General features: G+C 64.7%; 20 protein-coding genes and 1 tRNA gene. 17 read left to right on the top strand and 4 right to left on the bottom strand.

Features of this window, described 5'->3' with window-relative positions:
• Window positions 1–11 precede the first annotated feature (11 nt).
• From ATJ93_RS00865 to ATJ93_RS00890, 6 genes are all read left to right on the top strand, one after another.
• Entirely contained in the window at window positions 12–776 is a 765-nt protein-coding gene (locus ATJ93_RS00865) for a metal ABC transporter ATP-binding protein (RefSeq protein WP_120242762.1), read from the top strand.
• A gap of 32 nt (window positions 777–808) precedes the next feature.
• Window positions 809–1,873 (top strand): metal ABC transporter permease, encoded by a 1,065-nt coding sequence (locus ATJ93_RS00870; protein ID WP_245977518.1) that lies wholly within the window; start codon window positions 809–811, stop codon window positions 1,871–1,873.
• 228 nt (window positions 1,874–2,101) lie between these two features.
• Window positions 2,102–4,207 (top strand): acetate--CoA ligase family protein, encoded by a 2,106-nt coding sequence (locus tag ATJ93_RS00875; protein WP_120242764.1) that lies wholly within the window; start codon window positions 2,102–2,104, stop codon window positions 4,205–4,207.
• A complete protein-coding gene (locus ATJ93_RS00880; protein WP_120242765.1) occupies window positions 4,200–5,375 on the top strand; it encodes a phosphotransacetylase family protein in 1,176 nt (391 codons plus the stop codon). Before ATJ93_RS00875 ends, ATJ93_RS00880 begins: the two co-directional genes overlap by 8 nt.
• A 124-nt stretch (window positions 5,376–5,499) precedes the next feature.
• Entirely contained in the window at window positions 5,500–5,793 is a 294-nt protein-coding gene (locus ATJ93_RS00885) for a PRC-barrel domain-containing protein (protein WP_120243876.1), read from the top strand.
• 179 nt (window positions 5,794–5,972) lie between these two features.
• On the top strand, window positions 5,973–6,653 hold the full coding sequence (locus ATJ93_RS00890) for a trimeric intracellular cation channel family protein (RefSeq protein ID WP_120242766.1): 681 nt from the start codon (window positions 5,973–5,975) through the stop codon (window positions 6,651–6,653).
• Between the two features lie 20 nt (window positions 6,654–6,673).
• Here ATJ93_RS00890 and ATJ93_RS00895 read toward each other — a convergent pair whose 3' ends face one another.
• Entirely contained in the window at window positions 6,674–8,122 is a 1,449-nt protein-coding gene (locus ATJ93_RS00895; protein ID WP_120242767.1) for a DHH family phosphoesterase, read from the bottom strand.
• 170 nt (window positions 8,123–8,292) lie between these two features.
• On the opposite strand from ATJ93_RS00895, the gene ATJ93_RS00900 reads away from it, so the two are divergent.
• Window positions 8,293–8,366 (top strand) — tRNA-Lys (locus ATJ93_RS00900).
• Window positions 8,367–8,596: 230 nt separating this feature from the next.
• Here ATJ93_RS00900 and ATJ93_RS23210 read toward each other — a convergent pair.
• Window positions 8,597–8,968 carry a DUF7344 domain-containing protein gene (locus ATJ93_RS23210; RefSeq protein WP_147376610.1) on the bottom strand — a complete coding sequence of 124 codons (372 nt, stop codon included), beginning with the start codon at window positions 8,966–8,968 and terminating at the stop codon, window positions 8,597–8,599.
• A gap of 377 nt (window positions 8,969–9,345) precedes the next feature.
• Here ATJ93_RS23210 and ATJ93_RS00905 point away from each other — a divergent pair, with 377 nt between their 5' ends.
• Window positions 9,346–10,128: a helix-turn-helix transcriptional regulator gene (locus ATJ93_RS00905; RefSeq protein ID WP_120242768.1), complete on the top strand. Its 783-nt coding sequence runs from the start codon at window positions 9,346–9,348 to the stop codon at window positions 10,126–10,128.
• A 64-nt stretch (window positions 10,129–10,192) separates the two neighbouring features.
• Here ATJ93_RS00905 and ATJ93_RS00910 read toward each other — a convergent pair whose 3' ends face one another.
• The gene (locus ATJ93_RS00910) at window positions 10,193–10,504 is read right to left on the bottom strand and encodes a HalOD1 output domain-containing protein (RefSeq protein ID WP_120242769.1); all 312 of its coding nucleotides are present in this window, start codon (window positions 10,502–10,504) and stop codon (window positions 10,193–10,195) included.
• A gap of 27 nt (window positions 10,505–10,531) precedes the next feature.
• Window positions 10,532–11,383 carry a DUF7344 domain-containing protein gene (locus ATJ93_RS00915; protein WP_120242770.1) on the bottom strand — a complete coding sequence of 284 codons (852 nt, stop codon included), beginning with the start codon at window positions 11,381–11,383 and terminating at the stop codon, window positions 10,532–10,534.
• A gap of 241 nt (window positions 11,384–11,624) precedes the next feature.
• Between ATJ93_RS00915 and ATJ93_RS00920 the strand changes: the two genes are divergently transcribed.
• The 9 genes from ATJ93_RS00920 (at window position 11,625) to ATJ93_RS00960 (ending at window position 23,360) form a co-directional block, all read left to right on the top strand.
• Window positions 11,625–12,530, top strand: coding sequence for a UbiA family prenyltransferase (locus ATJ93_RS00920; RefSeq protein WP_120242771.1), 906 nt, complete (start codon window positions 11,625–11,627; stop codon window positions 12,528–12,530).
• 133 nt (window positions 12,531–12,663) lie between these two features.
• Window positions 12,664–13,968, top strand: a complete 1,305-nt coding sequence (locus ATJ93_RS00925) for a P-loop NTPase (protein WP_120242772.1) — start codon at window positions 12,664–12,666, stop codon at window positions 13,966–13,968.
• Window positions 13,969–14,231: 263 nt separating this feature from the next.
• Window positions 14,232–17,783, top strand: a complete 3,552-nt coding sequence (locus ATJ93_RS00930; RefSeq protein WP_120242773.1) for a molybdopterin-dependent oxidoreductase — start codon at window positions 14,232–14,234, stop codon at window positions 17,781–17,783.
• Between the two features lie 17 nt (window positions 17,784–17,800).
• Window positions 17,801–18,994 (top strand): 4Fe-4S dicluster domain-containing protein, encoded by a 1,194-nt coding sequence (locus ATJ93_RS00935; protein WP_120242774.1) that lies wholly within the window; start codon window positions 17,801–17,803, stop codon window positions 18,992–18,994.
• 52 nt (window positions 18,995–19,046) lie between these two features.
• Window positions 19,047–19,892, top strand: coding sequence for a TorD/DmsD family molecular chaperone (locus tag ATJ93_RS00940; protein ID WP_120242775.1), 846 nt, complete (start codon window positions 19,047–19,049; stop codon window positions 19,890–19,892).
• 133 nt (window positions 19,893–20,025) lie between these two features.
• On the top strand, window positions 20,026–20,574 hold the full coding sequence (locus tag ATJ93_RS00945; RefSeq protein ID WP_120242776.1) for a molybdopterin-guanine dinucleotide biosynthesis protein B: 549 nt from the start codon (window positions 20,026–20,028) through the stop codon (window positions 20,572–20,574).
• A 154-nt stretch (window positions 20,575–20,728) separates the two neighbouring features.
• Window positions 20,729–21,748: an extracellular solute-binding protein gene (locus ATJ93_RS00950; RefSeq protein ID WP_120242777.1), complete on the top strand. Its 1,020-nt coding sequence runs from the start codon at window positions 20,729–20,731 to the stop codon at window positions 21,746–21,748.
• Entirely contained in the window at window positions 21,745–22,578 is an 834-nt protein-coding gene (locus tag ATJ93_RS00955) for an ABC transporter permease (RefSeq protein WP_120242778.1), read from the top strand. The genes ATJ93_RS00950 and ATJ93_RS00955 overlap by 4 nt, the downstream gene beginning before the upstream one ends.
• A 113-nt stretch (window positions 22,579–22,691) precedes the next feature.
• Window positions 22,692–23,360 carry a helix-turn-helix domain-containing protein gene (locus ATJ93_RS00960; protein ID WP_120242779.1) on the top strand — a complete coding sequence of 223 codons (669 nt, stop codon included), beginning with the start codon at window positions 22,692–22,694 and terminating at the stop codon, window positions 23,358–23,360.
• Window positions 23,361–23,599: the final 239 nt, after the last annotated feature.

Raw genomic sequence — 23,599 nt, forward strand, 5'->3', positions numbered from 1 at the left:
GTGAGACAACAGTGACTGCGAACGCGGACCCGGCCCCGGCCCCGGTCGTGGACTTGGAGCACGTCTCGTTCGCCTACGGCGAGCAACCCGCCGTCGACGACGTGAGCCTGACCGTCGAGGCGGGTGACTTCCTCGGCTTGATCGGCCCCAACGGCTCCGGCAAGACGACCCTGCTGCGGATCATGCTCGGGCTGCTTAGTCCCGACAGCGGCTCGGTCGAACTGTTCGGCCAGCCGGTCGAGGAGTTCGAGCAGGGCGAACGCATCGGCTACGTCTCCCAGCAGGCCACGAGCGGCGGCGGTACCATGCCCGTCACCGTTCGGGAGTGCGTTCGGATGGGCCGGTTCGCCCACGTCGGCCACTCCCGGCTGACCGACGAGGATCGGGCTATCGCCGATGAGGCGCTCGAGACGGTCGGCATTACCGACCTCGCGGACCAACAACTCAACCAGCTCTCGGGCGGCCAGCGCCAGCGCGCCTACATCGCGCGAGCCTTAGCCTCCGAGGCCGATCTGCTCGCGTTAGACGAGCCGACGGTCGGGGTCGACGCCGAGTCGCGGGACGCGTTCTACCAGTTGCTCGAGTCGCTCAATAACGAGGGGATCACGATCATCCTGATCGAGCACGACATCGGGGTCGTCACGGACCGGGCGGATCGCATCGCCTGTATCAACACGGAACTGTACCACCACGGGGACACGGAGTCGTTCGTCGAGAGCGACGCCTTGAGCGAGGCTTACGGGGCGACGGGAACGGTCGTCCATCACCACCACTGACGATGAGCAGGGACGAACGCACGACGGGAACGATGGACGGAGAGCCACACGCGCAGTCAAACAGCAGCTCCATCCGATCGCTCGAGCCGCGCCGCGGAATCGAACTCGCGGGACTCGGCCTCGTCGCGGCCCTCGCGGCCGCGATGGTCGGGTTCGTGGCGCTCGACTGGCTTCGACACGTCCTCTCGCCGGCCGCGCTCCTGTTCGAGCAGTTCCTCATCGCCGGGATGTGGCTCGACTACTACCTGGGGACGAACGTCTTCCAGCACGCGTTCATGTGGCGCCAGATCGCGACGGGCGTCTGCATCGGCATCGTCGCGCCGCTGGTCGGCACCTACCTCGTCCACCGGCAGATGGCGCTGATCGGAGAGACGCTCGCCCACACCGCCTTCGCGGGCGTCGCGGTCGGCCTCATCTTCATCGGGCTAACCGGCTGGAACGGCTCGCTGCTGTGGATCGCGCTCGTCGTCGGCGTCCTCGGCGCGCTCGCAGTCCAGTGGCTCACCGAGCACACGACGGCGTTCGGCGACGTGCCGATCGCGATCATGCTGACCGGCAGTTTCGCCGTCGGCACGCTGTTGATCAGCTGGGGCCGTTCGTCCATGTCGATCGCGATCGACATCGAGGGGTACCTCTTCGGAAACCTCTCGGTCGTCACGGCTGACGGCGCGCGCATGATGGCGATTCTCAGCGTCGCCGTCGTCGCCGTCGTCGCCGCGACCTACAAGCAACTGCTCTTCATCACGTTCGACGAGCAGGCGGCCCGCGTCGCCCGCCTCAACGTCCGCTGGTACAACACCCTGCTGATCGTGATGACCGCGGTCGTCGTCGTCGGCGCGATGCAAGTGCTGGGCGTGATCCTCGTCGCCGGAATGCTCGTGATTCCCGTCGCGACGGCCTCCCAGCTCGCCCGCAGCTTCCGCGAGACGCTGTACTGTTCGATCCTGTTCGGTCAGTGCGCGGTACTCGGCGGCTTCGCGCTCGCACTCGGGCTGGACCTGCCCTCGGGCGGCTCGATCATCGTGGTCGCCATCCTGTTTTACTTGAGTGCGATCTTCCTCTCGGATCGATCGGCGACCGCGATTTCGATGCACTGACTCCTCGAGCAGCCGGTTTCGAGCACTGTTAGCGCCGACGGTAATCGAGTGGGCCGCACCGACACGAACGAAGTCGGCGCTGACTCGATCCGCCGAGTTGGGTGCTATTCAACCACATCCGAAGTCTGTCGAAAACAGGCATCTCAGTGTATTTATCAGGAAGATTCTGTGCCTGCGCGGCGGGAATGAGAACGGGGTTTAACTCCGTCCGGAGTGAACCCTCGACCGATGGGACGGTTATCCGAACTCTTCAGACCCGAGACCGTGGGCGTGGTTGGTGCCACCGACCGCGAGGGTGCAGTCGGTCGGGCGATCCTCGAGAACTTGCAGTCGGATTTCGAGGGCGAGATCGTCCCGGTCAATCCCAAACGCGACGAGGTACTCGGGCTCGAGTGTTACGAAGACGTAGCGAGCGCGCCACCGATCGATCTGGGGGTCGTCGTCGTCCCGCCGCCGGTGGTGCTCGAAACGGTTCGGGAACTCGGCGAGGCGGGGACGAAAAACGTCGTGGTCATCACGGCCGGGTTCTCCGAGACCGGCGGCGAAGGAGCCAAACGCGAGCGCGAACTCCGCGAGATCGCCGCCGAGTACGACCTGAACGTCGTCGGGCCGAACAGCCTGGGCGTCATGTCGACGCCGATCGGCATGAACGCCACCTTCGGCCCGGAGAACGCCCGCGAGGGGTCGATCTCCTTTATGAGCCAGTCGGGCGCGTTCATCACCGCCGTTCTCGACTGGGCCAACGAGGAGGGGATCGGCTTCAAGGACGTCGTCTCCGTGGGCAACAAGTCCGTCCTCGACGAGACCGACTTCGTCGAGGAGTGGGGCGACGACCCCGAGACGGACGTCATCATCGGCTACCTCGAGGACATCGACGACGGACAGGGCTTCGTCCGGACGGCCCGGGAGGTAACCGACGACACGCCGATCGTCCTCGTGAAGTCGGGCCGCACCGACGCCGGCGCGCAGGCCGCCTCTTCCCATACCGGCGCCATTGCGGGGAGCGAACGCGCCTACGAGGCCGGCCTCGAGCAGGCGGGCGTGATCCGCGCCGAGTCGGTCCAGGAACTGTTCGACTACGCGCGGGCGCTCTCGGGCCTGCCGGAGCCCGATTCGGACGGCGTCGCCGTCATCACCAACGCCGGCGGTCCGGGCGTGCTGACGACCGACGCGGTCGGCGACTCCTCCCTCGAGATGGCCGACTTCACCGACGAGACGATCGATAAACTCGCCGAGGCGATGCCCGACGAGGCCAACGTCTACAACCCGATCGACGCCATCGGGGACGCCGACGTCGAGCGGTTCGGCGAGGCCTTAGAGATCGCGCTGGCGGATCCGAACGTCGGCAGTGCGGTCGTCGTGGCCGCGCCGACGGCGGTGCTCGAGTACGACGGCCTCGCCGAGACGGTCATCGAGAAGCGCGACGAGTACGAGAAACCCGTCGTCACCAGCCTGATGGGCGGCGCCCGGGCCCGCGCGGCCGAGGAGGTGCTGCGGGAGTTCGGCATCCCGAACTACTTCGACCCCTCGCGTGCGGTCGCGGGACTCGACGGCCTGGCGCGGTACCGCGACGTCCGCGAGCGGACGGTCGACGAACCGGCACAGTTCGACGTCGACCGCGAGCGCGCCCGCGAAATTCTCGAGCGAGCGGCCGACCGCGACGACAACCGGCTGGGCGTCGAGTCGATGGACCTGCTCGAGGCCTACGGCATCCCGACGCCGGCGGGCGACATCGTCGACGATCCGGATCGGGCCCGCGAGGTCGCCGAGTCGATCGACGGCGACGTCGTGATGAAGATCGTCAGCCCCGACATCACCCACAAGTCCGACATCGGCGGGGTGAAAGTCGGCGTCGGCGACGAGGACGTCTACGACGCCTACGAGGATCTGGTCTCCCGGGCGCGCAACTACCAGCCCGACGCGACGATCATCGGCGTCCAGATCCAGGAGATGCTCGACGTCGACGAATCGACCGAGACCATCGTGGGCATGAACCGCGACCCGCAGTTCGGCCCGCTGCTGCTGTTCGGGCTCGGCGGCATCTTCGTCGAAATTCTCGAGGACACCTCGGTTCGCGTCGCGCCGATCGGCGAGGACGAAGCGCGCGACATGATCGACGAGATCCAGGCGGCGCCGCTGCTGCGCGGCGCTCGCGGCCGCGAACCGGCCGACGTCGACGCGATCGTCGAGACGGTCCAACGGCTCTCGCAGCTGGTGACCGACTTCCCGTCGATCCTCGAACTCGACGTGAACCCGCTCGTGGCGGGCCCCGACGGCGTACAGGCGATCGACCTGCGACTCACCGTGGACACGGAGGAACTCAACGATGACTGATACCGACACCCCGGACACTGACACCGATACTGATACCGACAACGGCACGACCGGCACGGACACCGAGACCACCGACGGCGCCGCGGCGACTGACGGCGCGACGGACACGATCCTCGTCAGTTCGCTCGAGGAGAGCGTCGGCAAGACGGCGATCACGCTGGCGCTGGCCCGGCTCGCGCGGGCCGAGGGCGACAGCGTCGGCTACATGAAGCCCAAGGGGACGCGCCTCGAGAGCAACGTCGGCAAGACCTTGGACGAGGACCCGATGCTCGCGCGCGAACTGCTCGACCTCGAGGCTGAGATGCACGACCTCGAGCCGGTCGTCTACTCGCCGACCTTCATCGAGCAGGCGATCCGCGGCCGCGAGGATCCCGAGGAACTCCGCGAGCGCGTCGGCGAGGCGTTCGATTCGCTCGCGGCGGATACCGACCGCATGTTCGTCGAGGGCGGCGGCGAGTACGAGGTCGGCGGCATCGTCGACCTCACGGACGTCGACGTCGCGGACCTGCTCGACGCGCGCGTGGTGCTCGTCGCTCCCTACAAACAGCCCGGCGACGTCGACGACGTCCTCGCGGCCGCCGACGCGTTCGGCGACCGCTTCGCCGGCGTCGTCTTCAACGACGTCCCCGACGCCGCCTACGACCAACTCGAGACCGACGTCGTTCCCTTCCTCGAGGGCCGGGACGTGCCGGTCTTCGGCGTGCTGCCGAGCGACCGGACGCTCGCGGGCGTGACGGTCGAGGACCTCGCGAGCGAACTCGGCGCGTCGATGCTCGTCGAGGACGGCGACGACGCCTTCGTCGAGCGGTTCTCCGTCGGCGCGATGGGCGCCGACAGCGCCCTGCGTCGCTTCCGCCGGACGAAAAACGCCGCCGTCATCACCGGCGGGGACCGCGCCGAAATTCACACGGCCGCGCTCGAGGCGCCCGGCGTCCGCTGTCTGATCCTCACCGGCGGCCACCGACCGTCGGGCGCCGTCCTCGGCCAGGCCGCCGAGAAGGGCGTCCCGGTTCTGTCGGTCCAGACGGACACGCTCACGACCGTCGAGCGCGCGGAGGACGTCGTCCGCAGCGGTCGCACGCAGAACGAGGAGACCGTCGAGCGCATGCAGGAACTGCTCACCGACCACGCGGCCGTCGACTCGATCCTGGAGCTCGAGTCGAACTGACTCGCCCTCAGCTGTCAGCACGCGGAGGGATTTTTGTATTCGTCCGCGACTGTTCGCCTCGGAAGACTGCCACGTCTGACCAACAATTAAGAGTCCGCCCCCCATGGAGCAAGACATGGTAGAGATGGACGACACTCCCCAGGAGATCACCTCGATCGTCGGCCGCGAGGTGTACTCGAACGGCGGCGTTTTCGTCGGCGAGATCGAAGATCTGCAGCTGAACATCGACGGACAGTCGGTCACCGGACTCGCGCTCGGCAACCTCAACTCGGAACTGTTCACCGAAGAAGCGCGCTCGGGACAGGGCGTCATCGTTCCCTATCGGTGGGTCCGAGCCGTCGGCGACGTCGTGCTGGTCAACGACGTCGTCGAGCGCGTCCGCGAACCCGACGAGGAAGAAGACGAGCTGCTGGCCTGATTTCCGGGTCGCTTCTCGAGTCGATTTGGTACTCCAGTCTCCTCTCCTCGAGTCGACGGTGGTGTCCGAGCGGTTGCCAGTCTCGTCTCCTCGTCTCGTCTTCCGTCCTGTTCCGGTTCCCCGCCCCGTTCCGTGCCGTGGCGGTGCCCTCAAGACAGTGGTCCACGTAGCCGGCGCTAATGGGTTCGGAGCTTCTCACCGTACTGTTCGGCGATCCATTCGCCGCGATGAACACGATCGGGCTGGTCGCGTTCGCTCTCGTCGGCTCGACGAAGGCGATTCGCGAGGAGTTCGACCTGTTCGGCATCGCCGTCGTCGGGCTAACGATGGCGTTCGCCGGCGGCGCGACGCGGGACCTCCTCGTGACGCGCGTGCCGCTGGCGTTGCAGTCTCCGCTCGAGATCGCACTGGGGCTGCTCGGTGTCGGATTAGCGATCGCACTGAACATCGTCTTTTCGTCGGTCGACACCCACCCGATCACGCTCGTTTCTGACGCAATCGGGCTCGCCGCCTTCGCGACGACCGGCGCGATCGTCGCGACCGAGGCGAACGTCTCGGCGTTCGGCGTCGTCACCATCGCGACGATCAACGCGGTCGGCGGCGGCGCGTTCGCAGATATTCTGTTGGACCGGTCGCCGTTCATCCTCTTCGAGGATTTCTACGCGAGTTGCGCGGTACTGGGCGGCAGTGCGTACTGGATCGCGACCGCCGTCGGCGCGACCGGCAGTCTCGCCGCCGCGGCGTGTGCGATCGTGACCGTCGGGACGCGGTTAGTGGCGGTGACCTACGACTGGCGGCTGCCGACGGTTCAGAATGCGCGATTCACGGACCGACAGCCCGGTGCAATCGACGACGACTGAGCGCGGCTGGTTTCGGACCTTCAGGAGCCGTTCGACCCTTCCGTTCCTTCGACGCCCATCGCGTCGAACAGCGTCCGCTTGACCGCTTCCTCGGTCAACTCGAGCAGCGTGTCGCGGGTATCGTCCGAAATCTCGATGCCGGTGAAAATGCCCAGCGGAATCTCCGCGCTGGCCTGGGTCGAGTGACCGGCCGTCTCGCCCATCTCGCCGTAGGCGTCGTCCAGCACTTTCCCGATGTTGATGCGGATGTCCTTCGAGCGGCCGGCGAGGAAGATGGTCTCGTCGGCGATGCCGAAGACGGCGGTGGTGGTAACCCCCTCGAGATTGAGGAGGTGACTCGCGGCCTGGGTGAGCGCCTCGCGGTCGCGGACGAGGCCGGCATTGGAGACGAGGTGGCTCCCCTGGACGTCGCGGTTGGCGATGGCCTCCGCGAGGACGTCCAGCGTCTCGGGGGACATCGACGGGGATTCGACCTGTTCTAAGGTGTCGTGGTTCGCGAAGGGGTAGAGGTAGGCGGCCGCGGTGAGGTCGGCGGGGGTCGTGTCGCGTTTGAAATCCAGGGTCTCCGCGCGGATGCCGTAGAGGAGGGCGGTGGCGACCTCCTCGGAGACGTTCATGTCGAACTCCTGGATGTACTTCGTCATGATCGTCGACGTCGAGGACATGTTCGGCCGGATGTCGACGAACTCCGGTTCGTAGTCGCTCTCGGGCTCGTGGTGGTCGATCACGACGTCCACGGGGAGGTCCATCTCGTCGGAGGTGGCGTGATCGACCATCGCGACGGTGTCGTACACCGAGTAGTCCTCGATCTCGTCCCACTGCACGAGGTCGATGCCGAGCAGGTTGACGAACGCCCGATTCTCCTGGTGTCCCACGTCGCCGAGGTAGATGATATCGGACTCGACGCCGAGGTGGTCCGCGATCGCCTGCATCGCCGCCGCCGACGCGATCGAGTCCGGATCCGGACTGTCCTGGGTGATGATCGCCAGCCGCGTGGAGGTCTCCTCGAGCAGGTCCGCCAGTTTGCCGGCGTTGTACTCGAGTTCGCCGGATTCCAGCGCACGCAGGGCGGACTCGGCGATCACCGAGGAGGGGTTGATGACGATGTCGGCGCCCAGCTCCTCGAGTTCGTCGCCGGAGACGGGATCGCTCGCGCGCGCAACGACGAACTGACCGTCGTTCTGGTCGCGGATGTGTTCGACGGCCTGCTTGTTCGACTCGACGTCGGAGGCGAGGATAAGGACGACGTCGCGCTCGGCGACGAGGTCGGCGGCCTCGGGCTCGCGAATATCGGCGGTACGGGCGTCTAAGTCTTGGTCGCGGAGGGATTCGACGCGGCTCTCGTCGCGGTCGATGATGAGGACGTCCTTCCCCTGCTCGACGAGTTCCTCGGCGACGGCGTAGCCGACGCTCCCGCAGCCCAAGATCGCGTAGTCAGAGATCGACGAGATCGTAACCCCCGTACTCATTGCCCGTGTGGTGGGACCGACCGCACTTAACGCTCCCGAAGATTGTTACGTTGCGATACTGTCACGGTCGGTTGCGTAGTTTCGACCGTGGTACGGCACGTGTCGGCGCCTGCCACGCCGGTCTTCAAGGGAAACGTATTTTAACGACCGGCGAAAACTCGCAGATGCAAGGGCCGGTAGCTCAGTCCGGCAGAGCGTCTGACTCTTAATCAGACGGTCGCGTGTTCAAATCGCGCCCGGCCCGCTTCCTTCGCTTGTGTTCTGGAGTACGAGATAATCGCAAGCATGCGTAGGGTTGAGCCTGAACTGACCAACTTTCTGTGAATCGTTTCGCAACGCCTGGCTGACCGGGCCAGAGTTGGCGACACGGGAATCGGTGGATTACGAATTAAAACTGTGGGCGTCGAACGATCGCGCGCTATCATGAATTGCCGGCGCTCCTCTGCATATCTGCAGGCGATCTGTTCACTGCACCTATGCTTCCAAACAGTAAACCCGTTGAACATCCTCAACGGAACTCATGAGTAGTTTGAGTTTCTCGGTTTGAACAGAAGTAACAGTATTTGTCTCCGTGTTGTAGCTGATGATGTTAGCGTCGTCTAATTTCGGTAAGTGAACGTGGTTTAATGTAGTAGCTACCTCATCAATCGTTTCTGCTGCAATATTCTCGGGTTCTGTCTCTGCTTCCAATGATGATACTGAAATGATAAGATCGTGTAGTGCTATCGGGGGCTCTTGTTCGGAAAGTACATTAACGACGTATCGTCGGCGTTGATTGCTCAGAAGAGCAAAAATTGTATCTGCGGACTGGACCTCGGTTGAGAATGATTGGGTTTTATTTTCCATAGTGGCTATTGTAGTATTTTCCTAGATTAATTTGAACTCACTACGTATTCTGGTCGCCCTTGCAGCCGTTTTTGTGGGAGTTGGGGTCCTCAGTAGCACTTGTTATAGCTACTCCAAGCCCAACTCCCGAGAGTGTAATCCTCGGGATCGTGGTTTCTTCCGGTGAAGCACTTGTTTCAGAGTTCCAAAACGTGCTCATATCGCCACCCCCTCCTTCTGACAGTAACTTCGGACCCCCATTCCGTCCACCCCGCACGATAGTTGTGATATGTGTAATGTAAATGTACTCACTGGCCAAGTGACCAGGATCTGGATATTCTCTCAGGTACCGGAAGAGAATAATCAGACCTAAAGCCACCAACTTGGTCCAGTACGATATGGTGAGTACAGAGGCTGAACAGTTGCGAGACATCTTTTCGAAGCGATACCGGCTTATTGAAGCCCTCTCTGACGAGCCGAAAACGAAACCCGATCTTGTAAATGAATTAGATTATTCTCGCTCAACGATCAATCGAGCAATCGATGAACTACTCGATGTGAAGTGTGTCGAACCCACCCAACCGGCAGAAACGGAGTTCCAACTCACTATGGCGGGACAGGCAGCACTTCAATTCCATCGTGAGTACCGGGCAGAGACTGAGCGAATTCAAGCGAATACCGCGCTGTTAAACACACTTCCAGCGGATACTCTCGATAAAGCGTTCCTCGCTGAAGCAGATGTGTATTCGTCAACTCGAACTCCAGATATCGCACATCAACCCGGCACGGAACTATTAGAAGAAGCAAGTAGGATGATCGGAACAGCACCTGTTGTCCAGCGCAGCTATTTTGATAACTTCATCGAGCGACTCACAGAGGGCGGATTTGAGTTGGAACTGATTCTCGAAACTTCCCTTCTTGAAGCCATAGAACAGAATTATGAGGATGACTTTGCAGCACTCATGGAGTTTGATACTGTCGATGCATATGTTATCGGTGAATCACTTCCATACGCCCTCTGGCTAACCGAACAAGACACATCTACATACGCTGGTATCACGGTGTACGAAGACGGTGGAGTGAAAGGAACACTCGTTAACGACACTTCTGCTGCTATTGCATGGGCGAGAGCCCAGTACTCGAAGTATCGAGAAACAGCCTCAAAATTTGAAGGCTACTAATACATCTAACCCTCCTTTTCTGCATCTCTCGAATTGTTGTCGCCCGCTCGAGCAGCCCACCAGATCAACAGTCGTCGCGGATCCGCTCGAGGTACACGGTCTCCGGCGTCACGGTCACCGTACAGCCACAGTAGACGAATCTGGTTTCGATGAAGACGGTGCCGCCGTCCGGGGATTCAAACATGCCGTCTAAGTGGTCGGGATCGATCACGTCGTACAGCGGCTCGAGGTCGAGCGGCGACGTGTCCGTCAGGATCGCTGCCGCCTTTACGACGCCGGTACTGGGTGCTTCGCCGTCCTCGAGCGTGTACGAAAGCTGCAGTCGGGGGGTCGAATCGTCGGTACTGCCGCCGTCCGTGCGTGGTGTCTCAGTCATACGTAAGTCCGAGGTCTCGAATAGTCGTCACGATTCAAACGGAAGGTTGTCCAGGAAATTCTCGCTCTGGTAGTCGAGATGGTCGAGTCGCGGGCCGAGTAGCTGCCGCACGAGGACGACCAGCGGATTTTCGGGACCTTCGCCAACGATTGCCATTTCGGTAGTCGTGCCGTCGAGATCAGACGCCTTCAGAATGGCCAGCATAATTCGCTCCCGGTCGGCGAAGACGAGTCGTCCGACCGTCGGATACGTTCCCGGCTCGTTCCACCAGTCCAGTTGCGGTTCCCAGACGGTAATGTCGGGCAGGCGGTCGCGCGTTCGTTCGAGCACCTCGGCGTTTTTCGAGCCGAGCGCAACGTCGACGTCCCGCTCGAGGGCCGCATCGACGTGCTCGAGACACGCGGATCGCAACAGTTCGTCGGACTCGTACATGAGGAACAGTTCGTCCTCTGCCGCGTCGGTGAGGTGGTGGCCGTATTCGATTACTGCATCCCGGCCTTCGATGACGCCGATCGTGTCGTCGGAGATCCCGGTGCCGGTATTGAAATAGGACAGTAACTCGTCGATCATCTCCAGTTCCAGGATCTCCGTATCCACCGCTGGATAGCGCTCGTAGGAGACGACGTTCGCCGCGCGGTCGTACTCGACGAGGCCCGCTTCCTCGAGTTTCGGGAGTCGGTTGTGGTGAAGCGAGATGCGAATTCGCCTCCGGTCGGCCTCGGTCTCCACGGAATCACAGCGCTCGGTCTCCGCCGTCACGAGCCGGTCGACCAACTCGGCCACGGTGAGCGGCTGCGCGGCGTCGTTGAGAACCGTCAGTATCGCCCGGTTTTGCCGATCGGCGATCAGTCGGAGGGCCTGCTCCTCGCGAGGATTCATATACTTGTTACCATGAATCACATACTTAATTCTCGGGGATGATCGAGCGACAGCATCCGACGGTCGACCGAAATCCGGACCGTCACGGCTGCCGTTTGCTGACCGGTTTGGTGACAGAACCACGTTGTGGTCGGTCTCGAGGACGATTTCGATTCGATGTGAGATGTCCGCCGGTCCTCTCTGCCACTGGTTGTCACCGATACAAATAATGTCGGTGTGCCGTATATGTGAATGGATTTAGATGATTTCGACAGAGGGGACGGATGCACCAGGAGAGACGCTACAGACAGTCCGCACAAAACTGCGAACGTTCTTGGCCGTGCTCCGGATTAGGCCGGCGGTAAACTGCCTCGCGGTGGCGGTCGCCGGGGCGTTGCTTCACCCCGGCGCGTTCGACTGGACTACCGCGACGCTCGCTGCGGTCGTTATGGTCCTCGCGTACGGAATCGTCTATCTGTACAACTACTTCACCGACGTCGAAGAAGACAGGCTGAACGACAGTTACAATCCCGTGTTGGACGAGACGTACAGACGCGTCATTATCGCTTATCTCGGCACGGCGCTGGTGGCGACCGTCGGTATTTCGGCCGCCTATCTCGGCCCGCTCCCGCTTGCCGTCGTACTCTTTTACCTGTGTACGGGAGTCGCGTACTCGACGCCGCCGTTTCGGTTCAAAAAGCGATTCGTTCTCAAGAACGTCGTCGTCGCGCTCTTTTCGGGACCGCTGTTGCTCGTGATGACGAGCAGTCTGACGGGAACGATCGCGGTCCTCGACGTCGTCATGGTCGCGTTCTTCGGACTCATCGCGCTCACGACGTCGATCGTCGGCGACTTCCGGGATATCGACGGCGACCGGAAAGCCGGGGTGCGAACCGTTCCGGTCGTCCTCGGGGTTCGCGGAACCGGTCACTACGTCCTCGCCTGGACGCTCGTGCAACTGCTGGTGCTCGTCGTTCCGATCGGGCTGGGGTACGTCGATCCGCGCTACCTCCTGGTTCTCCTCGCGATACTGCCGCGACTCCGGTTCGTGTACGCGATGTACGCTCGAGACGGCGAACGGATTCGCCGCGGTCCCGTCGTCCCCGAAACGATACTCGCTGCTGCCGGGTTGGTCGCCGCTGCCCTACTCGATCTCGGGGTCGTCTGAGCGGCGTCGATTGCGGCGGCAACCGCGGCCGACTCGAGACCGAAATCGTCACCGTCGATCGACGCTCGCACGTCTTCCCGCGTCGTGGGAACTCCCGACGAGTGAAATACTGGGCCGGACTGAACGCTCGAGTATGCCCGACGAGACACCGCAGACGGACGACGAGATCCGACGGGCGGTCATCGACCGCGTCCGCGAGGTCCAGATCATGGGCGGCGATCCGGTCAGTGAACAGTTGATCGAGGACGTCGACGTCGAGGACGGTATCGTCACCTTCACCGTCGACTTCGAACCGGTCAGTCGCGTGTTGGCGGACCGCCTCACCGACCAACTGCGCGGCGCCGGACTGGCGACCGACGGCGTGATCCACGTCCGCGTCGAGGCCGCCGGCTCGGACGCCCCTGAGACCGGTCTCCCAGTCTCCGGCGTCGACTCCCTCATCGCCGTCGGCAGCGCGAAGGGCGGCGTCGGCAAGACGACCGTCACCGTCTCGCTCGCGCGGGCGCTCAACGAGGCCGGCCTGGACGTCGGCGTCTTCGACGCGAACGTCTACGCGCCCGACGCGCCGGACCTGCTCGAGGCCGAGGGGCCGGTCCAATCGTCGCCGTCGGGGAAGCCGATGCCCGTCGAGGTCGACGGGATTCAGGTCGTCAGCATCGAGCTGATCGCCGAGGACGGACCGGTCGCCTGGCGCGGCGCGATGGTCCACGACGTCGTGAAGGACCTGCTTGGCGACGCCGCTTGGGACGACCGGGACGTGCTGCTCGTCGACCTCCCGCCGGGGATCGGCGACGCGGTCTACACGATCGTCCAGCAGGCGCCGCTGGACGGCGGCCTGCTCGTGAGCACGCCGACCGAGGAAGGCGTCCGAGCGACCCAGCGCACCGCGGCGCTGTACACGGCCAACGACGTGCCGACGGTCGGCGTCGTCCCCAACATGGTCGGCTCGGTCGCGGACGCAGCGGGGCCGTTCGACGACGCCGATCCCGAGACGATCGCCGAGGACGTCGTCGAGGCGGCCTACGCCGACGTAGCACCCGTGCCCTTCGATCCGGCCCTGCGAGAGCCGACGGCGGCGTCGTTCGCCGACCCCGAGACCGAGGGCGAGCGAGCGATCGCCGACTTGCGGGCGACCGTCGAATCGTTCCTCGAGCACGAAGCCGGGCCGGCGGTTCCCGAAGATGCCGTCGACCTGCGGGGGCTGCCGCCGGAAACCTGTCACCGGCAGGTCGTCACCGAACTCGGCGTCACCGAGGGGCCGGTGTCGGTCGTGATGCGGGGCGAACCCGACGACCTCGTTTCGGTCGTCGACGAGAGCCTCGAACGCGACGGCCGCTCGCTCGAGCGAACCGACGTGGAGGATCTGGGCTACGAGGGCTGGTTGGTCGAACTCGAGCCGTCAGCGTCGTCGACGGCGGTGTCGGAACCGGCGACCTGATCGCTCGGCTCACCGCTGATTTTGCCGGTCCGTCTGCACTCTCGTCGCGTCATTTCTGCCCTATTATAAAGACCCACTATTAGCAGGATTCTGGCGGTAGCGTCCTCAACTCGTGGGAATAGACGCGCTCGGTTAAAGAGTAGAGTCCGCAGTACCGACCGTGATGGTACACGGACGATCAACGATCGACTGTCGCTGTCCGCGCCGGCAGGCGAACGGCTCGCCCGCCGCCCATCCGCGCACGACACGTGCGAGGTGGTACGATGAGTGACGAGGACGACGGCGGGCTCGAACTGACCCGCCGCGAACTCGGCGCGGCGGCCGCGGGGCTTGCCGGTGCGTCCGGACTCGGCTTCCTCGGCTATCGGCGCCTGCAGCCCGAAGAGGCCGACGCCGAGGAGGGCCCCGAGGTTGCGATGAACCCGCTCGAGGAGTATCCCAACGAAGAGTGGGATCAGAAGTATCGGGACATCTGGGAGCCCGACGACTCCTATATGCTGACGTGTACGCCGAACGACACCCACAACTGCTATCTCGAGGCCTCCGTCAAGAACGGCCAGATCACGCGCCTCGGCCCGTCGATGAACTACGGCGAGGCGACGGACCTCGAGGGCAATCAGTCCTCCCAGCGCTGGGACCCCCGCGTCTGTAACAAGGGCCTGGCGATGGTCGAGCGCTTCTACAACGAGCGCCGCGTCAAGGCCCCGATGATCCGCGAGGGCTTCATGCAGTGGGTCGACGACGGTTTCCCGCGCGAGGACGACGGCTCCATGCCCGAGGAGTACGCCCAGCGCGGCGAGGACGACTTCATCGAGGTCTCCCACGAGGAGGCCCACGAGTACGCCGCCCGGACCTTCCTCGAGCTCGCCCAGCAGTACAGCGGCGAGAGCGGCATGCAGTCGCTGCTCGAGCAGGGCTACGACGAGCGCGTCGTCGAGGAGACCCAGGGTGCCGGCGTCCGGACGATGAAGTTCCGCGGCGGGATGCCGCTGTTGGGCGTCATCAAGCTGTTCGGCCAGTACCGTAACGCCAACTCGATGGCGCTGCTGGACAACTACGTCCGGGACGTCTCCGAGGACGAAGCCCTGGGCGCGATGGGGCTGGACAACTACTCGTTCCACACCGACCTGCCCCCGGGCCACACGATGGTTACCGGCCAGCAGACGGTCGACTTCGACCTCGCCTCGATCGAGTACGCGGACCACATCGTACTCGACGGGATCAACTTCCTGACCTCGAAGATGGCCGACTGTCACTGGCTGACCGAGGCCAAGCTCAAGGGGTCGAAGGTCACGGGCATCTTTACCGACTACAACGCCACGGCCTCGAAGTGTGACGAACTCATCACGGTCCGCCCGGCGACCGACTCGGCGCTGTTCCTCGGCGCGGCCCGTGAAATCATGGAAGCAGAGCTCTACGACGAGGAGTACGTCCGCAAACACACGGACCTGCCGCTGCTGGTCCGGATGGACGACAACGAACTCCTGCGGGCCAGCGACGTCTTCGCGGACTACGAGCCCGCCGACCTCGAGAAGACCGACGCCGTCGCCGACGACGCCGATCGCCCCGGCGTCGACGTGACCGACATCGACGAGCAGGTCATCACCGAGGAACTCCGCCGCGAGTGGGGCGACTTCGTCGTCCGCAACGACGAGAGCGGCGAGTTCGAGCCGGTCACTCGCGACGACGTCGGCGACGACTTCGACGTCCCGGCGACCATCGAGGGCGAGTTCGAGGTCGAACTCGCCGACGGCAGCATCGTCGCGGTCCGGACGGTCTTCGATCTCATCAAGGAGCACCTGACCGAGACCTGGGACCTCGAGTCCACCGCCGAGGTCACTGGGACGGACCCGCAGGCCGTCAAGAACTTAGCGCAGGACTTCGCGGACAACCAGCAGAGCACGATGTTGCTGACCGGGATGGGGCCGAACCACTACGCGAACGCCGACCAGCACGGCCGCGCCGCGTTCCTGCTGGCGTCGCTGACGCGCAACGTCGGCTACCAGACCGGCAACGTCGGCTCCTACTCCGGGAACTACCGGATGGCCTACTTCAACGGCGTCGGCCAGTACGCCAACGAGGACCCGTTCGATCCCGAACTCGATCCCGACGAACCCGCATCGACCGACAAGCGCTGGGACGCTCACTCGGCGCACTTCTACACGAACCTCGACAAGCCGCTGAAGGTCGACGGCGAATACTTCCAGGGCGACTCGCACATGCACACGCCCACGAAGTCGATCTGGGTGTCGGGGTCGAACTCCATCCTCGGCAACGCGAAGGGCGCTTACAAGATCATCGAGAAGGCCCTGCGCACCGGGAACATCGAGGCGTTCTTCACCAACGAGTGGTGGTGGTCGATGACCTGCGAGTACTCCGACATCGTCTTCCCGGCGGACTCGTGGGCGGAACACCACGTCCACGACATCACCGCCTCCGTCACGAATCCGTTCATCACGACGATGCCGGAGACGGAGATCGACCGGATCTACAACACCCTGAACGACACCCAACACTACAAGGGCGTCGCCAGGAAGCTCGCCGAACTCACCGGCGACGACCGCTTCGAGGACTACTGGGCGTTCATCGACGAAGAGGAGTACCGAGCTAAGCCGTACATCCAGCGCATCCTCGACAACTCCAACGCCGTCAAGGGGTACGACGTCGAGGACCTGCTTTCCGACGCCCGCGAGGGGACGCCGGCGATCATCATGACCCGGACCTACCCCAAGCACGTCGGCAACGAGCAGACCCAGGACGACCAGCCCTGGTACACCAAGACCGGCCGCCTCGAGTTCTTCCGCGAGGAGGAGGAGTTCGCCGAGGCCGGCGAGCACATCCCCCTCCACCGGGAGCCGATGGACGCGACCCCCTACGAGCCGAACGTCATCGTCGACGACAGCGACAGTCCGGTCGTCGCGCCCGAAACGCCTGACGACCGCGACTGGGACAGTCAGGAGAAGGCTCGCGACACCAACGACCGCCAGGTCCGCAACGAGGTCCGGTCGCCGTCGGAACTGGTCGACACCAGCCACCCGCTGACCGACGTCGACGATGGCTACGACTACGTCTACATGACGCCGAAGTACCGCCACGGGACCCACACCTTCGGGGCCGACCTCGAGGAGATGGCGGTCTGGTGGAGTAACTTCGGCGACCAGGGTCGCAAGACGGAGCGCGACTCCTTCGACAAGCGAAAGCCGTTCGTTGGCGAGGGATACGTCGAGATGAACCCCGAGGACGGCCGCGAGGAGGGCCTACAGGACGGCGACTACGTGTGGGTCGACGCCGACCCCTCGGACCGTCCGTTCCCGGGGTACGACCCCGACGACGAGGAGACCGAGTACACCCGTGCGCTGATGCGGGTCCGCTTCCAGCCGAGCCTCCCGCGCGGCGTCACTCGAAGCTGGATGAACGTCAGCCAGACCTCGCATAAGTCCTACGAGGCCCAGCAGGAGCGCGACGACGGCAAGGCCCAATCCGAGGACACGAACTACGTGTCGATGTACCGCAGCGGCGGCCACCAGTCGATGACCTCGACGTGGCTCCGCCGGACGTGGCTGACCGACACGCTCCCGCGCAAGGATATGTTCGGCCAGAACATGGACGTCGGCTTCGAGCCCGACGTCCACGCCGCCAACGGCGCGCCCAAGGAATCGTTCGTCAAGATCGAGAAGGCCGAAGACGGCGGCGTGAACGAGGACGGCGAGCCCGGCGGCAACTGGCGACCAGTCGATGAGGGCGTCCGGCCGACCCAGGAGGACGACCGGATGGAACAGTACCTGCAGGGCGGTTACACGAGCGAATCCGACTAACGACGAGGTGATCTACAATGGCAGAAGTATACAACTGGCAGATCGGCCGCGAGATGGAGTACCCCTACCCGGAAGCGCGTCCGGAGCGACAGTGGGGAGCAGTGTTCGACCTGAACAAGTGTATCGCGTGCCAGACGTGCTCGCTGTCGTGTAAGACGACCTGGACCAACAACGAGGGCCAGGAGCACATGTTCTGGAACAACGTCGAGACCAAGCCCTACGGCTCCTACCCGCTCGGGTGGGACCAGGAGATCTTGGACCGGCTCGGGGTCCAGGAGTGGGGCTCCGACGGCGTCTACGACGGCGACACGATCTTCGAGGTCCGCGACTTCGACTGGGAGTCGATGGCGATGGACGACGATCCCGACACCATGCACAGCGAGGGGATCGAGGGCTACATCCCCGAGGACGAGGACTGGGCCCAGCCGAACCTCGGCGAGGACGAACCCGCAGGCGAGGCCGTCGAGTCCGACACCCACATCGAGGAGGACCACCACCCGACGTGGTTCTTCTACCTCCCGCGGGTCTGTAACCACTGCACGTTCGCCGCCTGCGCCGGCGGTTGTCCCGTCCAGGCCATCTACAAGCGCCAGGAGGACGGCATCGTCCTGCTCGACGAGGAGAGCTGCCAGTCCTTCCAGGAGTGCGTCCGCGCGTGCCCCTACGGGAAGTCGATCTACAACCCCGTCGAGATGAACTCCCAGAAGTGCGTCGGCTGCTACCCGAAGGTCGAGCAGGGACTCGTCCCGCAGTGTTTCGAGAACTGCCTGGGCAAGATCCGGATGCACGGCTGGGTCAACCAGCCCGAGCAGGCCGACCCCTCCGCACCCGTCGACTACCTCGTCCACGAGGCCGAGGTCGCGCTCCCGCTGTACCCACAGCTGGGCCTCGAGCCGAACGTCTACTACATCCCGCCGATCAACGTGCCGACGGACTACCTCTACCAGATGTTCGGCCCGGGCGTCGAGGAGGCCCAGGAGACCTACCGCAAGGCTCGCCGCGGCGACGAGGAGTACCGCAAGCTCCGCGGCGTGATCCAGCTGATGGGCTCGACCGAGTGGCGCATCGAGGAGTTCGAAGTGACCGAGGAGGAAGCCATCGGCTACGACAAGGACGGCCACACGGTCGCCCGCGTCCCGATGGAGGAACCGAAGTACGAGCGCGATCGCTTCGACGACCAGCACAACGCGTACCGACTGGACATCACGTAACACCGCTGACCGCGCTCACCGCCTACCGACCACCGACGACACCAACACCACCATGACCCAACCAGACCACCACGTCCACCGCGCGCGACTCTACAAGCTCGCGTCGCTGGCGTTCGACCGGCCGACCGACGACCTCCGCGAGGCGATGGAGTCCGACGAGTTCGACGACCAACTCGTCGAATCAGCCGCGGCGCTGGGGGACGACGACCTCCGCGAGACCGCCGAAACCGTCGCCGCCGAGAGCCCGACCGACCCCGACGCGATCGACGACTGCTACTCGACCTACGCCGCGCTGTTCGGCTTCGAGCAGGGCGGGGAGATCCAGCAGTACGAGGTCGAGTACGGACCGGGCACGCTCGTGACCAACACCGACACGCTCGCGGACATCGCGGGCTTCTACGGCGCCTTCGACCTCGACCTCGAGGCGGGCAACCGCGAGCGGGTCGACCACCTCTGTGTCGAACTCGAGTTCGTCTCCCACCTCGCCTTACAGACGGCCTACCTCGCGGAGACCGGCGACGAGAAGGGCGTCGAGATCGTCGCGAACGCGCAGGCGGACTTCCTCGAGGACCACCTCGGACGGTGGCTCCCGCGGTTCCGCGAGACGGTCCACGAGGACGCCGACGACCCGTTCTACCGCGCGCTGGCGGACCTCGTGGTGGCCCTGGTCGAGGCCGACGCCGAGCGGTTCGGCGTCGAGCCGGACGTCTTCCCCGAGACGCCGCCGTCGCCGCTCGAGGACTTCACCCAGCAGGACGGCGACTTCCGCTGTGGTACCTGCGGCGGCGGCCCGTCGCAGTCGCCGGCCCAGGGGCAGGGCCAGCCCCGGGGTCCATCGGCCGGCCCGACGCCCGGAAGCGATCAGATGCCGATGGGCGATCGCGACGGCCCGATGTGAGCGCGGCGCCGGCCCGCTCCGTTCGACAGTCGCGGAGCGGTCCGAGTCCGTGGCGGCCGTGGCTGTCTCCGTTGACGGAGCCGGCCGCGGTCGTTCGAACGCGTCTTAACGCCGCTCCCCGAATCTCGCTCGTATGAGCGCCGACTCGAGGCCGAGACTGCGAGTCGTCTGTCTTGCTGGCCCGAGCGATTCGGGGAAGACGACGCTCGTCGAGGAACTCGTGCCGCGCCTGGCCGAGGATAGCCGCGTCGCGACCGTCAAGTCGATCCACCACGACATCGAGATCGACACGCCGGGCGCGGACACGCACCGTCACCGGACCGCGGGCGCGGAAACCGTCGTCGGCATTACGCCCGAACTGACCTTCGACATCACGACGCGTGGGAAACGGGATCCGCCGGACGAACCCGGAGTGAATCCGTTCGATCTCGAGCCCAGGACCGACCTCGACCCGTCCGAACGGCGGGAACTGCAGGCGCTCGCCAGCACCCTCGAGCGCCTCGAGCGCCGCGGCTACGACATCGTCCTCGTCGAGGGGTTTTCGGCGGCACCGCTGCCGACGATCCTCGTCGGGGATCGATCGCCGGCCGACATCGGCGGGCCCGTCATCGGCCGCCGCGACGACGGCCTCGAGTCCCTCGTCGAAGCGATCCGTTCGGTCGACCCGCTCGAGTTCGAGTGACCCGCCGATTGGTGGCCGTAACCGCGCTGGTTTTCACCGCAGTCACAGGGCGAACTCGCTCGCGTATCGCCGTTGAAGAAAACATATGCGTTTACGTTCCCACAAAATAGGAACTGAAATCAGTTATATTGTGTGCGCGACTCGATGACCGCGTATGCGACGCGCCGACGGCACCGCCGGGAGTCCAACCGGGAGCCGTCGCGCTCTCCTCGCGACGCTGGCCGGCACGACGCTGGGTGTCGTCGGCACGGCCGGCTGTCTCGCCGACGGTGACCGCGTCCGCGTTCTCTCGGCCGGCAGCCTCGCGACCGTCCTCGAGAACGGCGTCGGCCCCGCGTTCCGATCCGAAACTGGCGTCGAGTACGAGGGCGAGTACCACGGCTCGAACGCCGTCGTCCGCATGATTCGTGACGGGACCAAGCGACCGGACGTCGCGATCAGCGCCGATATCGACCTGCTTCGGGACCGGCTCCGGCCCGAGTACGCCGACTGGGACCTCGCTTTCGCGGCCAACGAGGTCGTGATCGCCTACGCGCCGGAGACGACCCTCGGCGCCCGGCTGGCCGACGGCGAACCGTGGTACGAGGTGTTCACCGACGCCCGACCGGACGAAATCGCGATCAGCGATCCCGATCTGGACCCGCTCGGCTACCGCGCCGTCCACCTGTTCGACCTGGCCGCGCGCGAACACGGCCTCGAGGGCTTTCGGGAGGCGATGCTCGAGCGCGTCTACCGCGAGCCCGACGAGGCGAATCTGCTGGCCGGCCTCGAAGCGGGGAACCGGGCCTGTGCGGTCGCCTACGAGAACATGGCCGTCGAACACGACCTGCCCTACCGTCGGCTCCCCGACGCGTACAACTTCGGGAACCCCGACTACGCGGATCGGTACGCCGAGGCGAGCTACACGACCGACGACGACTACACGACTCGAGGCTCGCCCGTCGTCTACGGCGCGACGGTGTGTGACGCGGGCGACGCGCCGGCGGCCGGCCGCGAGTTCGTCGACTTTCTCGCGTCGAACCCGTCGCTGCTCACCGACCGCGGGTTGCGTGTCGGCGACGCGCTTCCGCGCGCTCACGGCGACGTGCCGGCGGCGCTCGAGGACGCTACCGCTCGAACCGTGACCGAAACCGAAACCGAGACGACGTCGGAAGCGGAGGTGCTCGAGGCGTGATCGACGGCGACCGAACCGGCGACGCCCGATTCGGAATCGAACTCGGGTACGGCCGCACCTCGAGCGGGCTGCTCGTGCCGGCGTTGCTCGGCGCAGTCCTGCTCGCGTACTTCCTCGTCCCGTTCGTCGTCTTCGTCCTGCAGATCGGGTCGATCGACGTCCTGGCGGGATTCGCGGACCCCGCCGTTCGGACGGCGATTCGCAACTCGCTGCTCACCGCGCCCGTCTCGACGGTCATCGCGACCGTCTTCGGCGTCCCGCTCGCGTACGTTCTCTCGCGAGCGAGCTTTCGGGGCAAGCGGCTGGTCGAGGCCGTCGTCGTCGTCCCGCTCGTAGTTCCGCCGATCGTCGGCGGCGTGTTGCTGTTGACCGTCGTCGGCCGCTACACGCCGATCGGCGCCGCGGCCGCTGCGCTGGGCGTCCCCCTGACGGACAGCCGCGCCGGTGTGATACTCGCCCAGACGTTCGTCGCCGCGCCGTACCTCGTCGTCACCGCGAAGGCCGGCTTCGACGGCGTCGACCCGCGGCTCGAGGAGGTCGCCCGAACGATGGGCTACGGGCCCCTCGAGACGATCCGTGCGGTATCGCTGCCGCTGGCCCGGAACGCGATCGCCGCCGGGATCGTGCTGACGTTCGTCCGGGCGCTCGGCGAGTTCGGCGCGACGATGATGGTCGCGTACAATCCGCGGACGATGCCGACCCAGATCCGCGTCGCCTACATTTCCCAGGGGCTCGAGGCGATCGTGCCGATCGCGCTCGCCTTGCTCGCGGTGACGCTGCTCGCCGTCGTCGCCGTGCGCGTGCTCGTCGGAACGCCTCGGAATTATTGACTTTCGACGGAACGAGAAAGAAGCGATAAAAAATCCAGATAGTCGCTATCGGCGTTGCTAATCTCTTTGGAAGTGGGGTTATTGCGATCCCTGCTGTAGCAGAGTATGAGTTCATGACATCAATCGCAGACATCGAGATTCCGGCCGACGGAACCGGATTGGGCGAGCTGTTCGAGGCCGTTCCATCACTGAACTGTGAGATGGAGCGCGTCATCGCCTCGAGCGGGCACGGGCTCTGGCTCTCGGGGGCGTCACAAGACGACGTTGAGGCCGCTCTCGCCGAATCCACAGAAATCGAGGAGTACACGATGATCAGCAGCGACGGCGATCGCTGGCTCTACGACATCGAGTTCGATCCGGACACCGTCGATCCGTTCACGGTCGTCCTCGAGGAAGGCGGGACGGTACTGTCCGCCTCGGCCTCGAACGACACGTGGCTGCTGAGCGTCCGCGTCGTCGACCGCGAGTCGGTCAGTACGCTCTACGATCGACTGGTCGACAACGACGTGACGCCGACGATCGTCCGCCTGTTCGACGTGGCCGAGGAGACCCACTCCCAGTGCGGGCTCACCGCGCGCCAGTACGAGACGCTCGTCGCGGCGATCGATCACGGCTACTTCGAGATCCCGCGCGAGGTCTCGATGCAGGAACTCTCCGACGAACTCGGCATCTCCCACCAGGCGCTCTCGGAGCGACTCCGCCGCGCGTACCGGGCGCTCGTCACCTCGGAGCTGAACGTCGCAGAGGAGGAGACGACCGCACCGCCGATGCCCTCGGACTGAACGGGACGGCCCGCGTTCGGCGGTTCGAACAGCTAACTCGTCCCCTCGATGTTTTCTCGACTCGTGTTCGTCGAGCGACTACACGAGTCCCGCGATGTGGACGGGCGGAGAGTTCACACAGTCACAGTAATTTTGCAGTCGGCGCTCAGCCTCGCATCGCTTCGACCGGATCGCTCTCGAGACGGAAACGAGCGGCCCGGATCGTCGCAAGCCACCGCAAGCACCACCAACTTGGGCGT

It is taken from the genome of Halopiger aswanensis (genome assembly GCF_003610195.1).
In the GTDB taxonomy this organism is placed as follows: domain Archaea; phylum Halobacteriota; class Halobacteria; order Halobacteriales; family Natrialbaceae; genus Halopiger; species Halopiger aswanensis.